We start from the raw sequence: 13,951 nt of genomic DNA, 5'->3' as shown, positions 1-13,951 counted from the left end.
CCTTAATATTTAAGTTAATTAAAACTTAATTTATAACATAAATCTACTTAAAAAAGTATAATGATATTGATTATTAAAATTTATATTATTTTAAGATAAATTTTAATAATATTCTATTTCATTTATATTTTTTAAAGAAATAATTTAATTATTGTTAAAGTATTGTTTAAGGTTTTTATGCGTTTTTATATTCTATTTTTATTTTTAATTTTTAGTGGTTGTGCTACGAAGGTTGAACAAATTCCGCAAGATTTTGAAAGTTTTAAAATTTATGATAGCAATAGCGGTAAAGTTATAAATTATCAGAGTTTTATATCTTCCATTTTGCAAAGTGATATAGTTTTGCTTGGCGAAGGTCACTATATGCCTTATCATGTGTTTTTGGAAAATAAAATTATAAAAGATTTAATGCGATATAGAAAAGTAGATGTCGTTTTAGAAATGGGGGCAAGCGATATACAAAAGGTATGGGATGATGCAAAAATGTTAAAAGAGTCTACTTTACCTGAAAATGTAGAAAATGTTCTAAAATGGGATAAATCTTGGAAATTTAGTCATTATGGATATTTGGTAAAAAATCTATTTTATTCAAATGCAAATTTACTAGCCGGCAATTTAAGCAAAGATGAGATAAACCAAATATATATGGGTGCAATGCCATTAAATGGCATAAAGTCTACTACAAATAATGTAAAAGAAAAAATAAAAAACAAAATATTATTAGCACATAAGGTAGATGATGAAACGGTTAAAAAAATGGTTGAAATACAGCAATTTAAAGATCGCAGAATGGCCGATAAGCTTGTAAAAAGCAAAAACTTAAGTATCTTAATTGCGGGACGTTTTCATGCAGATAAAAGCTTTGGTGTGCCATTGCACATTGATGATTTTGATACAAATAAAAGATTTGTAGTTATATTTTTTGGATATGAAAATGAAAAATTTGATAATGAAATGAAATATGAAAATGATTATTTTATAGAATTTAATAAAGGAGTAAAATGGTAAATGTAGGTAAAAGTTCACTTTACATTTCTTTAATGTTTTGTGTTTTAGGTGCTAAGGAGATTGAATTTGATACTCTTGAAGTTTCCGCAAATGAGATAAAACAGGATGAAAAACAGTTTGTAAAAGCTGGAGCTGTAAGCTCAAAAACAGATATAAAAGATAGCACACAAAGTATAGATTCTATAGTAAGAAGTATGCCAGGAAGCTATACGAATACAGATCAAACCCAAGGGAGTTTACAGGTAAATTTGCGTGGTCTTACTGGACTTGGAAGAGTAAATACTTCTATTGATGGTGTTGAGCAGACATTTTTTGGAACTTCGGCTGATAACGGAAAATTTCATACTGGAAATGGAAATGTAGGAACTTCGGCTTTTGGTGCTATGATAGACCAAAATTTTTTAACTTCTGTCGATGTTCAAAAAGGAACATTTAATGGAAGTGGCGCTGGAATTATGGGAAGTGCAAATTTTAAAACCATAGGTGTTGAAGATGTAATTAAAAAAGGAGAGAATTTTGGTTTTTTAGGAAAGTATTCTTATGGAAGTAATGGTATTGGACCAAGCTATATGGGTAGTGTAGCAGGAAAAGATGAATTTGAAAATGGTGGTAGCGTAGGAGTACTTTTTGGTTATAGTGGTAAAAAAATAAATCAAAACTACAAAGTAGGTGGTGGTAAAACCATGGGAGATCAAAAAATTGAAAACCCAGACTTTGATCCTTCTTTTCCTGAAAGCAATTCGAATTCAAGATATTTAGATACAGATCCATTTAATCCAAAAGAGTTAACCCAAAAACCAAAGAACTATCTTTTTAAATTTGAATTAAATCCAGATATATACAATAAATCCGTTTTTACATATCGTAGATATGATAATTTTCTTGCTGGTAGAGATATTAGGCATGATACTTATCAGATTAACCATAATTTTAATCCAGAAAATGACTTTGTAAATTTAGAACTTTTGGCTGCATTAAATAATGGCGAACAAAAATATCGCGATAATGCAGAAATATTTGGTAGGGGTAGTTCTGTTTTGGGTAAAAATGGAAATTTAAAATCTAAAAATAGAGCTTTAACCTTGGATGCTGGAAATACAATTAAAATTTATAGTGATGAAAAAATAGACGCACATTCAAAATTTGGTATAAATTTTATGGATAATGAATATACAAATTCATTGAAAAAAGACTCAACTGGTGGAATGGATTCTGTACCATTTCAACCAAGAGGTGAGCAAAAGTTAACTACTTTTTATCTAAATAATATGTTTGAATACGATATTTTTGCACTTGATGCAAATTTTAATCTGCAAAGATGGAATATACAAGGTCATAAGCCAAAATGCGATATAAGCACTTTTTGTTTTCCAAAAGAAGCTTCTGATATAGATAAGAGTGGAACTGAGTTTAACTATTCCTTTACTGGCTCAGCTAAATTACATGATCTGTTTATGCCATTTGTTACATATTCTAAAAACACAAGATCTCCAAACGTACAAGAGATGTTTTTTCCTGAAAATAGTGGAAACAGTATAAATCCATTTTTACGCCCAGAAACAGCAAAAACTTGGCAAGTTGGTTTTAACTCTTATAAACATGGATTTATTTCAGATAGTGATGTATTTGGACTAAAAGCACTTTACTATAGAACAAAGATAGAAGATTTTATTTATAATAAAAGCTTTTATACGACAGATCAATTTACACTTTATTTAAATCATGAAAAGGAAACCGATTTTAAGGGAATTGAGGTTGAGTTAAGTTATGATGCTGGGGTATTTTTCGCTAAAACAAGCTATAGCAGACAAAAAGATAACCAATCTATAAATGAAACTAGTGGTGCTGGTGCTCAATTTTTTGGATATTCAGAGATTACAGAGCTTCCAAAAGATTATGCAACTGTCGAGCTTGGAACAAGACTTTTTGCAGAAAAATTAACTATTGGAGGAATAGCAAAATATACAGGAAAAGCAAGGCGTATACGACCAGATGATGGAAGAGTTGATCCAGATAATCCAAATGATTATTTTCCTGAGTTTATTACAGAAGAATTACCAAAAATTCCAACAATTTACGATGCTTATGCAACTTACAAGCCAAAAGATAACTTAACTTTTAAATTTGAAGTGCAAAATGTATTTGATAAAAACTACATGGATGCACTAAATGCATTTAATAGTACAGAAAATCAGCATCAACTTAATGCAAATGGCGATGATATTTTTCTATTTAACAACTCATCTCGCGGGCGAACTTTTATAGTAAGCTTTAATTATAAATATTAAGGATTTTAATGAAAAAGTTGCGTTTATTTTTGTTTTTTGTTCAAACTAGCATTTTTGCGGAAACAAATGTAAGTATTGATATAAATCAAACTCAAATTTTAAATTCTTCTAAGATTAATTTTTCTTTATTTTCATTATATGAAAATGCCGATATAACCGTCAAATATGTGATTTATATTTTGATTTTTGCTTCAATCATATCTTGGAGTATTTTTATAGGTAAGATTTTGCAAATTTACTTATACAATAGAGGTATTAAAAAAGATAAAAAACAGATTATAAATGCAGAATATTTAAGTGATTTATTAAATTTTAAATATGGCTCATTTGCAAGTATTTTTAAAAATGAAGTTGAAGATGAAATTTTAAAATCTCAAAATAGTTTAAATTTGCAAAACCGAATAAAAATAAGACTTGAAATGAAGCTTAATGGGTTTGTTTCAAGATCTAAAAATTTTCTTTCACTTTTGGCCAGTGTTGGTTCAACTGCTCCATTTATAGGACTTTTTGGCACAGTTTGGGGAATTATGAATAGTTTTATTGGTATAGCAAACTCAAATAACACTGGTCTTGATGTTGTAGCACCTGGCATAGCAGAAGCGCTTTTTGCAACAGCTTTTGGCTTAGGGGCCGCTATTCCAGCGGTTTTATTTTACAACTACACGCTTCGTAAAATAACAAAATTTAGCGAAAATCTAGACGAAGTTGCAACAATGATTTTTGTTATTGCAGATAGAACTTTAAATAAGAAAAAAGAATGTTAAAAAAAACACAAGAGCAGGAATTAAGTGATATAAATGTTACGCCATTTATTGATATTATGCTTGTTTTACTTATCATTTTTATGGTTGTAACTCCTCTCATGACAAGTTCTGTTAAAATAGAACTTCCAAAAGTGAGTGAAAATGCGATAAAAGATGAGGTTAAATCCGTAATTTTAAGCATTGAGAGTAATGGAAATTTAAGCATTGATGATGAGGTAGTAAACGAAATAAATTTAAGCTCAATTTTAGCAAAAAAAACTGCAGGAAATTTTGATGAAGTAATATATCTTTATGTAGATAAAAGTGTGAGCTATGACATTTTGATACAAGTAATGAGTAAAATAAAAGAGCTAGGGTATGCTAAAATCGCACTTTCTGCAGAGGTAAAAAATGGTAAAAAATGATAACAATACAATTTTTACAGCTTTTGTTTTATCTTGTTTATTGCATTTTGCGATATTTTTTTATGTAATTTATAAACCAAAAGAAATTAGTAGTTTTGGTGCTTATGGTGGTGATATGGGGGATTTTGAGTCTGTTATGCTGGTTTCAAATTTACCGCTTGGAGAACTCAAAGAAGTAGCTATTGACTCTGTAAAAGCCGAGAAAAACTATGAGAAGACAGAAAAAAAAATAGAAAATAAGATAGAAAAGAAAACAGAAAAGAAGATAGAAAAGAAGGTTAAAGAAATAAAAGCCATAGAAAACATAAAAAGTGAAGTAGAAATTTCACAAAAAGAGGAAGAAAAGCGAGTAAAACACCAAAAAAAAGAACCAGAAATCAAAAAAGAAAATAATCAAAATAAGCCAATCTCACAAGTAAGTGGTGAAACAAATTCGGTGCAAAAAGATAATTTTGCAAGTGCGCCCATATCACAAAATGGTAGCAAGGTTTCATCGCCTAGCAAAGGGGATGGGAGATCAAAAACCATAAGTTGGCAAGGTAAAGTTATGGCGCATTTAAATAAATTTAAAAAATATCCAAGTTCATCTTTGACAAATAAAGAAGAGGGTAGAATTGTAGTTAGAGTAATGATAGATCAAGATGGAAATGTCCTTTCATCATCTATTAAACAAGGTTGTAAATTTTTTAGATTAAATGACGAAGCGCTTAAATTGTTTAAAGTTGCTTCTCCTCTTCCAAAACCACCAAAAGAAATTGCAAGTAGTGAAATTGCATTTAGTATTCCTATTGAATACGATATAAAAAAATACATGGAAAATAGATGAAATACGGTTATAAAATTAGCTATATTTTTGTTTTATCCCTTATATATAGTATGTGTAATGTAGGTATTTTAGCCTTTATAAATGAGTATGTTTTAATCCAAAGTGGTACAAATTTTAAAATTTTAGTTGTTTTATTTACGCTTTTGCTTTTATTTTTTGTCTTTTCATACACTTTAAAACTAGTGGTATCTCGAATAAATAATGAGATGATTTATGAACTTAGGGTTAAGTTTGTTGTTAGGATTTTGAATACTAAAATAATTTTTAATGACAAAAAGGCCAAAATTCTAGCATCTCTTTCAAAGGATATAAATAATATTTCAAATGGTTTTATGCGTTTAAGCGATGCAATTTTAGGCTTTTTATTCTTATTTTTATCATTTTTTTATTTTTTATATCTTAGTTTTGAACTTGCTATTTTTACTATATTGTGGATGATTTTTTTAGCTTTTGTGTTATATTATTTTATAAATCGTACGAGAATATATTATATAAATTCTCGTCAATACGATGATGAACTTTACTTGAATTACGAGGAGTTGCTTTATGGTTTTAAAGAACTTCGTATAGATACAAAAAGATCAGAAAGCTTTAAAGAGAAATTTTTAGGAAGTGCGAATTTACAAAAAAATGAAAATATAAAGGCTGAAATTTTTGGTGCAATCAGCGGCAATTTTCTAAATGTTGCACTATTTTTTGCAATCGGAATTTTAATGTATCTTAGTAGTGCATTGGGTTTTTCAGACTTTAAAACAGCGGTTACATTTTCTATAGCAATTATGTTTTTAAGAACTCCTTTGATAATAAGTATATCTTCTATACCATCAATTTTGCTTGCTTTTATCTCATTAAAAAAAATAAAAGATTTAGAGCTTATCAAATTTGAAAATATAAAGTACAATAACCAAAATAGTGCATTAAAATGGCAAAAAATCACTCTAAAAAATATAAATTTTAGTTATAAAAATAATGAAATTTTAAAAAATATAAATTTAGAGATAAAAAAAAGTGAAATTACATTTTTAGTTGGCGAAAATGGTTCTGGAAAATCTACGCTTTTTTTACTCTTATGCGGACTTTTAAAACCTAAAAGTGGAGAGATTTTTATTGATGATAAAATTCTAAAAGATGAAGATTTGCAAAATTTTCAAAACACTATAAGTGTAATTTTTAGTGATTTTTATCTTTTTAGACAAATTTTAAATTCAGATGAAAACCAACTAAATTTTTGGTGTGATGTCTTAAAGTTAGACCTAGAAATAAAAGATCAAAAAATTCAAAATACAAATCTCTCATCTGGTCAGAAAAAAAGAGCTGCTTTGTTACAAATTTTACTTCAAAATAGGGATTTTATTATGCTTGATGAATTTACAGCTGAACTTGATCCTGAGTTTAGAAAATACTTTTATACTAATATTTTGTCTCTACTAAAAAGTCACAATATAGGAGTTTTTGCTATAAGCCACGATGATAGATATTTTAGTGTAGCAGATAAAATTTATGTAATGAAAAATGGAATTTTAGAAAAAGGAAAAAAATGAGCCAAAAAAACTCATTTTTACTACTTTGTATTTTAAGTTTGATAGTTGGACTTTTTTTGCTTTGTCTGGGAAGTGCTGAGATTACTTTAAATGATATTTTTGGACTATTTAGTGGAGAAATTAGCAATAGCAAAAAGATAATTTTGCTTGAAATTCGTATTCCACGTGTAATTATGGCATTTTTGATAGGAATGCTTTTAGCAAGTAGTGGTGTTGTAACACAAAGTGTTTTTTTAAATCCCTTAGCAGATCCCTACATCATCGGTATAGCCTCAGCAGCAACATTTGGTGCAGTTGTAGCATATTTTTTAAATTTGCCAGATATTTATTATGCTGTTTTTGCCTTTATTTGTTCGGCAATTTTATCGTTTGTGATATTTAATCTTTACAAAAAAGCTGGAAATTTAGCCACTTTATTAATCATTGGCATATCATTTTCATCCTTTTTAGGGGCATTTACTTCATTTGCTACATATCTTATTGGTGAGGATAGCTTTAAGATAGTTGCTTGGATGATGGGGTATTTGGGTTCAGCATCGTGGAGCAAAATTGCAATGATAATGCCTCCTTTGATTTTGACATTTTTGTATTTTTACACTAAAAGATTCGAGTTAAATGTAATGCTAAGTGGCGATGAAGAGGCAAAAGCACTTGGTATAGATGTCGAGAGTATCAAAAAAAGACTTTTGATAGTTTCTGCACTTGCTGTAAGTTTTAGCGTTGCTTTTGCTGGAATGATAGGATTTGTTGGGCTTATAATTCCGCATACTTTAAGGATTTTATTTAAAACTTCAAATAACGCCATTTTAATCCCATTTAGTGGCATTATTGGAGGACTTTTTTTGATGATTTGTGATGGTGCTGGTAAGACAATTTTAATGCCAACAGAAATTCCAATAGGTGTCATAACAGCATTTTTTGGTGCGCCATTTTTTTTATTTTTAGCTTTAAAAAGGTAAAAAATGAAACTTGAAGTTAGAAATTTATCATTTTCATATGGCAATGCAGAAATTTTAAAAGACATAAATTTTAGTGCTGAAAGTGGCGATTTTATAGGAATTTTAGGGCCAAATGGTTGCGGGAAAAGTACACTTCTAAAAAATATACTCAAAATTTATGAACCAAATAAAGGTGAAATACTTTTAGAAGATAAAAAAATCAACGATTATTCACGCAAAGAACTTGCTAAAATCATCGGTTTTGTGCCACAAAAAAGCGCGATTTCTATGCCATTAAGTGTAAAAGATATAGTATTAATGGGAAGATATCCGCATTTAAAAAATAGCTTTAGTGGCTACGAAAAAGCTGATTTTAAAGCAGTGGATGAAATTTTACAAAAACTTGGAATTTTGAAATTTAAACATAGATCTATCTTTTCGCTTAGTGGTGGAGAATTTCAAAAAGTAATTTTAGCTAGAGCATTGGTGTCTGAGCCCAAAATTTTACTACTTGATGAGCCAACTTCTGCACTTGATTTAAATTTCAGTATCGCTATGCTTAAAATTTGTAAAGAACTTATAAGAGATCTAAAAATGATAGCTTTGATTGTCATACATGATCTAAATTTAGCTTCATTTATTTGCGATAATGTTTTTATGCTAAAAGATGGAGAAATTGCTTATAGTGGCACTCCAAGAAAACTTTTTACAAAAGAGATTTTAAAAGATATCTACTCCCTTGATTGCGAGATTTTAAATCATGAAAATCGCGCAGTTGTAGTAGCAAATTAAGGAGGAATGGTGAAGAAAATTTTAGTTTTATTTGTGTTTGTTAGTTTTTGTTTTGCTAAGGGTTTTATAGTCTTAAATCCATCTTGTGTTGAGATTTTTTATATGTTAAATGCTGGGGATAAAATTTCAGCCATTGCAACAACTGCAAGTAGCGATATTTGGCCTAAAGAAGATGTTGCTAAACTTCCTAGTGTGGGTAATTATGTGAAACCAAATTTAGAAAAAATAATTGAGCTTGAACCAGAGCATGTTATTACAAGTTTTCATTCAACTGAAATCATTGATGATCTAAAAAGGTTTAATATAAAATATACAGAAATTGAGGCAAAGAGGCTAGATGATATTTATGAAAATATTAGAACCATTTCTGAGCTAATTGATAAAAAAAGCGATGGTGAAAAGTTGATAAATGAGTTAAAGCAGAAGCTTGAAAGGCTAAATTTTGAGAAAACAAAGGGTAAAAAAGCAATATTTTTTTATACTGGTGCAAATTTAATCTCTTTTGGTAAAGATAGTATGGTTGATGATATTTTTAATTTGATGAAAATTAAGAATTTAGCTAGAAATTTAGAAGGAAAAACACCAATAGTTTCTGGTGAGTTTTTAGTAGAACAAAATCCTGATTATATACTTTTTGTAGGTAAGAATGTTGATAATTTAATAAAACAAAATCCTCTTTTAAAACATACAACTGCTTATAAAAATAATAAAATTATACCAGTAAATTCAGCATCATTGCTTCGAGGAACACCTCGTATCGTATTTGAGATAGAAAATCTTTATAAACAGTTAATAAAATAGGAAAAATTATGTTTAAAACTCGCCAAAAAGGTCATCATATACCAAGATTAACTGAACCACAAATGGTTTTAAGTGATCAATTTGAGAAGTATTTAAATCAAAAACCAAATGATGAAAATGGGGTTTTGTATTTTCATATCCCTTTTTGTGACAATATTTGCTCGTTTTGCAATCTAAATCGTGTAAAAATTAATGATGAAATTCAAGCTTATACAAATTTTTTAATTCAAAGTATTAAATATTACTCCAAATTTGAGTACATACAAAATAAAATCTTTAAAAGCATATATTTTGGAGGTGGAACTCCAACTATATTAAAAAATGTTCAAATAGAGCAGCTTTTTAAGGCCATAAATGAGAATTTTAGAATTGCAAAAGATGTTGAGTTTAGTAGTGAGAGTACATTACATAATCTTAGTATCTCGAAGCTAAATCTTATGAAAAGTCTTGGTGTGAATCGCTATAGTTTTGGTGTGCAGACTTTTAGTGATAATGGCAGAAAAATTTTAAATCGAAAAGGAAGCTGTGAATCTGCTATAAAAAAATTAGAAAATATTAGAGAAAATTTTGATGGATTAGTTTGTGCTGATATAATCTATAATTACCCAAATCAGACTATCTATGAAGTTAAAAATGATGCTAAAATTTTAAAAGAACTAAAAATAGACAGTGTAAGCTTTTACTCGTTACAGTTTCACAAAGGAAGCAAGTTTTTTAAAAAATTTAATAGCGATTATTATGACTTGTCATATGATCTTGCTTTACATGATGCATTCATAGATGAAATGCTTGATGAAAATTATGAGATATTAGAATACACTAAGTTAAACCGTAAAAATCGTGATAGATACCTCTATATAAAGCTATCAAACCAAGGTGTGGATATATTGCCTATTGGAAACGGTGCAGCTGGAAGGATTGGGAAATATTCCATAATGACTGATAGTGGAAAAAATATGATTTTTAAAAATAGTCAAAATTCTATCGAATTTAGTAATTTTGCAAAACTTTTTCAATATCCAAAAATAAATTTAAGCGATATTAGCAAATTTCTAGACGAAGAGTTTTTTAAAAAAGAAATGGATTTTTTTAAAAAATGTGAAAATTTAGGATATGTAGAAATAACAAAAGATGAGATTATTTTTAATAAAAGCGGAATATTTTGGGGAAATACAATTGCCTTGAATGTTATAAATATCTCAAAAGAGTATTTTTTAAAAAAAGGTGAAAAATGAAAAATTTAGTTATATATTCATCAAAAACAGGAAATACAAAAAAAATTGCCCAAGCTATTGCGAGTAGCTTAAATTATGAAATTTTGTCAGTTGAAAATGTCAAAAATTTAGATGGAGTGGGAAAAATCATTTTTGGATTTTATGTTGATAAAGGTGGAATGACAAATAATGCTAGAATGATAGCAAATCTTATAAAAAATAGGAAAATAGGACTTTTTATGACGCTTGGCGCAGATCCTACAAGCGATCATGCAAAGGAGTGTTTTGAAAATGAAAAAATGTTTTTTGAGCAAAATGGTTGTGAGGTTGTGTGCGAATTTTGGTGTCAAGGCGCAATAGATAAAAATTTAATAGAAACTATGCGAAAAAATGCACCACAAATGATAACTCCACAAAAAGAAGAAAAATGGCAAAAAGCGAGTTCGCATCCAGATGAAAACGATATAAAGCAAGCAGTTTTAGCCTTTATGGAATTTTAATATAATATAAAATAGTATTTATATGTTAATTTAGCTGCCAAGATAAATAGTCGTTTATACAATACTTTTGAATTTATTTAAATCTATTGATTTTATAGACAGTTGCGATGATGAGCTTTTACTATCTTGTCATTTATAATAATTTTGTTCTTTTGTTTTCAACAACTTCGCTGATATAGCTTGTGTGATTATTAAATAGTAGTATAATTTTATTATTCTACGTTATTTGTATTTATTAATATTATTTGAGTGTTAGTCACGTGTTATCTTTTATACAAACAAACTTATCAGGCCAAATATAGATATATATTCGTAAAATTCCATAAATTTCATCAAAGTTTAATAATTGCCATTAATGAAGTATGATCTCCAAAAATTCAGCAAAACTTGGTTTTAGTTTATGTTTTTATGGTAGTGAGTCATAAAAATAATATCTATTATAAAAAGCCTGATAATAAGAGTACTAATCATGTTTTTTAGTAATTATAATTTTAGAAATTTCATTTCAAATTATTTAGAATCTAAAAATCTTTTTGCGAAATTTCAAAAAATTATACTAATATATTTAGTGTGAGTAAAGTAAATTTGTGCTAATGCTATTTTATTAAATTTTGTTTTTGTAAATACTCTTTTGCTACACTTTTAGCTGACTTTTTATTTACTTTTACTTCGTAGTTCATGTTTGACATTTCATCTTCGCTGATCTTGCCTGAGAGCTTGTTTAGGATATCTTTTAACTCTGGGTATTTATTTAGTGTTTCTTCTCTCATCAAAGGTGCGCCTTGATATGGAGGAAACAATTTTTTATCATCTTTTAGGATTTTAAGCTTATACTCTTTTATCTCGCTATCTGTAGAATAGGCATCGATGATTTGTACTTCATCTTTTGATATAGCTGTATACCTTAATGATGGCTCCATTGTTAAAACTTGCAAATTTAGATCATAAATTTCTTTTAAACCCTTTGCACCATCTTTTCTATCTGCAAATTCTAATGTAAAACCAGCTTTTATAAAGTTTTGGATATTTTTTAAATCACTTATATTTTCTATGTTGTATTTTTTTGCAAAGTTTTCTTTAAGAGCGATTGCATATGTGTTTTGGAATAACATTGGTTCTAGTAAGATAAGCTTATCTTGTTTGTAAATTTCATCTTTTGCTATAGTATAAACTTGTTTAGCATCATTATTTACTTCAATTTTTTGTTTTAAAAGGGCTGATACTATTGTACCGCTAAATTCTGGATAAATATCTATTTCACCACTTTTTAATGCCTCATAAAGAAAGGCAGTTTTACCAAAATTTGGTTTTATCTCGACTTTTATATCGCTGTTATCTTCTATGAGAAGTTTGTACATATTCATAAGAATTTCTGGCTCAGAGCCTAGTTTTCCTGCTACAATTAGTTTGTTTTGACTTGATTTGGAAAAAGGCATATCAAAAAAGCTCAAGGCTACAAGGAAATATGTAGATATAAAAACTAAAAACATTTTTTTAAGATGTAATTTAGAAACAAGTTTTAAAAACACATTGAAAGCTATAGCAAGGAGTCCTGAGCTAATTGCACCTATTAGTATCAAAGATGAGTTATTTCTATCTATACCAAGCAAGATAAATGATCCAAGTCCACCAGCACCTATCAAAGCCGCTAGTGTAGCAGTACCTATAACCATAACTGTGGTTGTTCTTATGCCAGATATTATAACTGGCATAGCTAGGGGTATTTGGTATGTTAATAGTTTTTCTTTCTCGCTCATACCAAAAGCTTCGCCGGCTTCTTCTAAACTAGGTTCTATTTGTTCAAAACCTGTTATTGTATTTTGAAAGATAGGAAAAATGGCATAAATAACTAAAGCCACAACAGCTGGAACTTTGCCAATTCCTAAAAATGGTATGAAAAGACCAAGCAGGGCAAGTGATGGTATGGTTTGAAAAATAGCAGTTGAGTGTAAAAATATCTCTTTTATCTTGGTTTGTTTTTTTACAATTATAGCTAAAGGTATGGCTATAAAAATTGCTATAAGTATGGCTATGGCAGAGATTTGGATGTGTTCAAGTAGAGCTATTAGCCACTGAAAAAAGCGATTTTCAAATGTATTAAAAATATTGCTCATATCAAATCCGCGCTTTCAAAGAGTTTTTTTACAAAGTTATCTTTAGGATGCGAGATTATATTTTTTGGAGTATCAACTTGAAGTAATTTTCCGCTTTGCAGAACTACTATTCTATCAGCTAGTAAAACTGATTCTCTCATATCGTGTGTTACAAAAAATATAGTTATACCAAGATTTGTGTGAAGCTTTTTTATGAGAATTTGCAAATCTCTTTTTATAAGTGGATCTAGTGCAGAAAATGGCTCGTCCATCAATAAAACTTTTGGTTTTGTAATGATGGCTCGTAAAATACCAACCCTTTGGCGCTCGCCACCTGAGAGCTGCTCAGGATATTTGTTTAGATGTAAATTTGGATCTAGACCTACAATTGGCATTAGTCTATGAATTTCGCCTCTTATTTTTTCTTGATCCCATTTTTTCATTTTTGGTATTAGTGCTATGTTTTCATATATGCTAAGATTTGGAAATAGTGCGTCTTGTTGAAGTACATATCCAGTTTCTAAACGTAGATCTCTAAGATCCCACTCATTGATGTCTTTTGAGTTTATGGTTATCTTTCCGCTATCTGCACTTACTAGGTTGTTTATCATTTTTAGTAAAGTTGTTTTTCCTGATCCTGATAAACCAACTATGACAAAAAACTCACCTTGATTAACGCAAAAAGTAATGTCATGTAAAACAGCAGTTTTGCCATAATATTTGCTAATGTTTTGAAATTTTATCATAGTTTGCCATTTTGTAATTGTTTGATGATAAGCCTT

13 protein-coding genes are annotated in these 13,951 nt (G+C 28.8%); 11 read left to right on the top strand and 2 right to left on the bottom strand.

Annotated features, from left to right (window positions below; translation table 11 throughout):
- Positions 1-177: 177 nt before the first annotated feature.
- The 11 genes from ACZ5VL_RS02970 to ACZ5VL_RS02920 are packed head-to-tail and all read left to right on the top strand — an operon-like array spanning position 178 to position 11,076.
- The gene (locus ACZ5VL_RS02970; RefSeq protein ID WP_464199758.1) at positions 178-1,008 is read left to right on the top strand and encodes a ChaN family lipoprotein; all 831 of its coding nucleotides are present in this window, start codon (positions 178-180) and stop codon (positions 1,006-1,008) included.
- The gene (locus ACZ5VL_RS02965; protein WP_464199756.1) at positions 1,002-3,296 is read left to right on the top strand and encodes a TonB-dependent receptor domain-containing protein; all 2,295 of its coding nucleotides are present in this window, start codon (positions 1,002-1,004) and stop codon (positions 3,294-3,296) included. Before ACZ5VL_RS02970 ends, ACZ5VL_RS02965 begins: the two co-directional genes overlap by 7 nt.
- 8 nt (positions 3,297-3,304) lie before the next feature.
- On the top strand, positions 3,305-4,060 hold the full coding sequence (locus ACZ5VL_RS02960; protein ID WP_464199754.1) for a MotA/TolQ/ExbB proton channel family protein: 756 nt from the start codon (positions 3,305-3,307) through the stop codon (positions 4,058-4,060).
- Positions 4,054-4,464, top strand: a complete 411-nt coding sequence (locus ACZ5VL_RS02955) for an ExbD/TolR family protein (RefSeq protein ID WP_464199752.1) — start codon at positions 4,054-4,056, stop codon at positions 4,462-4,464. The genes ACZ5VL_RS02960 and ACZ5VL_RS02955 overlap by 7 nt, the downstream gene beginning before the upstream one ends.
- Entirely contained in the window at positions 4,451-5,290 is an 840-nt protein-coding gene (locus tag ACZ5VL_RS02950; protein ID WP_464199750.1) for an energy transducer TonB family protein, read from the top strand. The genes ACZ5VL_RS02955 and ACZ5VL_RS02950 overlap by 14 nt, the downstream gene beginning before the upstream one ends.
- Entirely contained in the window at positions 5,287-6,831 is a 1,545-nt protein-coding gene (locus ACZ5VL_RS02945) for an ATP-binding cassette domain-containing protein (RefSeq protein ID WP_464199748.1), read from the top strand. The genes ACZ5VL_RS02950 and ACZ5VL_RS02945 overlap by 4 nt, the downstream gene beginning before the upstream one ends.
- Positions 6,828-7,790 carry a FecCD family ABC transporter permease gene (locus ACZ5VL_RS02940; RefSeq protein ID WP_464199746.1) on the top strand — a complete coding sequence of 321 codons (963 nt, stop codon included), beginning with the start codon at positions 6,828-6,830 and terminating at the stop codon, positions 7,788-7,790. Before ACZ5VL_RS02945 ends, ACZ5VL_RS02940 begins: the two co-directional genes overlap by 4 nt.
- Positions 7,791-7,793: 3 nt before the next feature.
- A complete protein-coding gene (locus ACZ5VL_RS02935) occupies positions 7,794-8,561 on the top strand; it encodes an ABC transporter ATP-binding protein (protein ID WP_464199744.1) in 768 nt (255 codons plus the stop codon).
- 6 nt (positions 8,562-8,567) lie between these two features.
- The gene (locus ACZ5VL_RS02930) at positions 8,568-9,362 is read left to right on the top strand and encodes an ABC transporter substrate-binding protein (protein WP_464199742.1); all 795 of its coding nucleotides are present in this window, start codon (positions 8,568-8,570) and stop codon (positions 9,360-9,362) included.
- Positions 9,363-9,370: 8 nt separating this feature from the next.
- A complete protein-coding gene (locus ACZ5VL_RS02925; RefSeq protein WP_464199741.1) occupies positions 9,371-10,597 on the top strand; it encodes a radical SAM protein in 1,227 nt (408 codons plus the stop codon).
- A complete protein-coding gene (locus ACZ5VL_RS02920; protein WP_464199740.1) occupies positions 10,594-11,076 on the top strand; it encodes a flavodoxin family protein in 483 nt (160 codons plus the stop codon). Before ACZ5VL_RS02925 ends, ACZ5VL_RS02920 begins: the two co-directional genes overlap by 4 nt.
- Positions 11,077-11,672: 596 nt before the next feature.
- On the opposite strand, the gene ACZ5VL_RS02915 is transcribed toward ACZ5VL_RS02920, so the two are convergent.
- Entirely contained in the window at positions 11,673-13,190 is a 1,518-nt protein-coding gene (locus tag ACZ5VL_RS02915; RefSeq protein WP_464199738.1) for an ABC transporter permease/substrate-binding protein, read from the bottom strand.
- Positions 13,187-13,915 (bottom strand): ATP-binding cassette domain-containing protein, encoded by a 729-nt coding sequence (locus ACZ5VL_RS02910; protein WP_464199737.1) that lies wholly within the window; start codon positions 13,913-13,915, stop codon positions 13,187-13,189. The genes ACZ5VL_RS02915 and ACZ5VL_RS02910 overlap by 4 nt, the downstream gene beginning before the upstream one ends.
- Positions 13,916-13,951: the final 36 nt, after the last annotated feature.

This window comes from Campylobacter sp. GTC17093, assembly GCF_055397635.1.
Note: the sequence above shows the minus strand (reverse complement) of the source record. Positions and strands in the feature narration are given on the sequence as shown.

Excerpts from the sequence above, each read along its gene's own strand:
- ACZ5VL_RS02920 (WP_464199740.1), top strand. The coding sequence starts at position 10,594 with ATGAAAAATTTAGTTATATATTCATCAAAAACAGGAAATACAAAAAAA.
- ACZ5VL_RS02945 (WP_464199748.1), top strand. The coding sequence starts at position 5,287 with ATGAAATACGGTTATAAAATTAGCTATATTTTTGTTTTATCCCTTATA.
- ACZ5VL_RS02910 (WP_464199737.1), bottom strand. The coding sequence starts at position 13,915 with ATGATAAAATTTCAAAACATTAGCAAATATTATGGCAAAACTGCTGTT.
- ACZ5VL_RS02950 (WP_464199750.1), top strand. The coding sequence starts at position 4,451 with ATGGTAAAAAATGATAACAATACAATTTTTACAGCTTTTGTTTTATCT.
- ACZ5VL_RS02960 (WP_464199754.1), top strand. The coding sequence starts at position 3,305 with ATGAAAAAGTTGCGTTTATTTTTGTTTTTTGTTCAAACTAGCATTTTT.
- ACZ5VL_RS02930 (WP_464199742.1), top strand. The coding sequence starts at position 8,568 with ATGGTGAAGAAAATTTTAGTTTTATTTGTGTTTGTTAGTTTTTGTTTT.
- ACZ5VL_RS02940 (WP_464199746.1), top strand. The coding sequence starts at position 6,828 with ATGAGCCAAAAAAACTCATTTTTACTACTTTGTATTTTAAGTTTGATA.
- ACZ5VL_RS02925 (WP_464199741.1), top strand. The coding sequence starts at position 9,371 with ATGTTTAAAACTCGCCAAAAAGGTCATCATATACCAAGATTAACTGAA.
- ACZ5VL_RS02955 (WP_464199752.1), top strand. The coding sequence starts at position 4,054 with ATGTTAAAAAAAACACAAGAGCAGGAATTAAGTGATATAAATGTTACG.
- ACZ5VL_RS02915 (WP_464199738.1), bottom strand. The coding sequence starts at position 13,190 with ATGAGCAATATTTTTAATACATTTGAAAATCGCTTTTTTCAGTGGCTA.
- ACZ5VL_RS02965 (WP_464199756.1), top strand. The coding sequence starts at position 1,002 with ATGGTAAATGTAGGTAAAAGTTCACTTTACATTTCTTTAATGTTTTGT.
- ACZ5VL_RS02970 (WP_464199758.1), top strand. The coding sequence starts at position 178 with ATGCGTTTTTATATTCTATTTTTATTTTTAATTTTTAGTGGTTGTGCT.
- ACZ5VL_RS02935 (WP_464199744.1), top strand. The coding sequence starts at position 7,794 with ATGAAACTTGAAGTTAGAAATTTATCATTTTCATATGGCAATGCAGAA.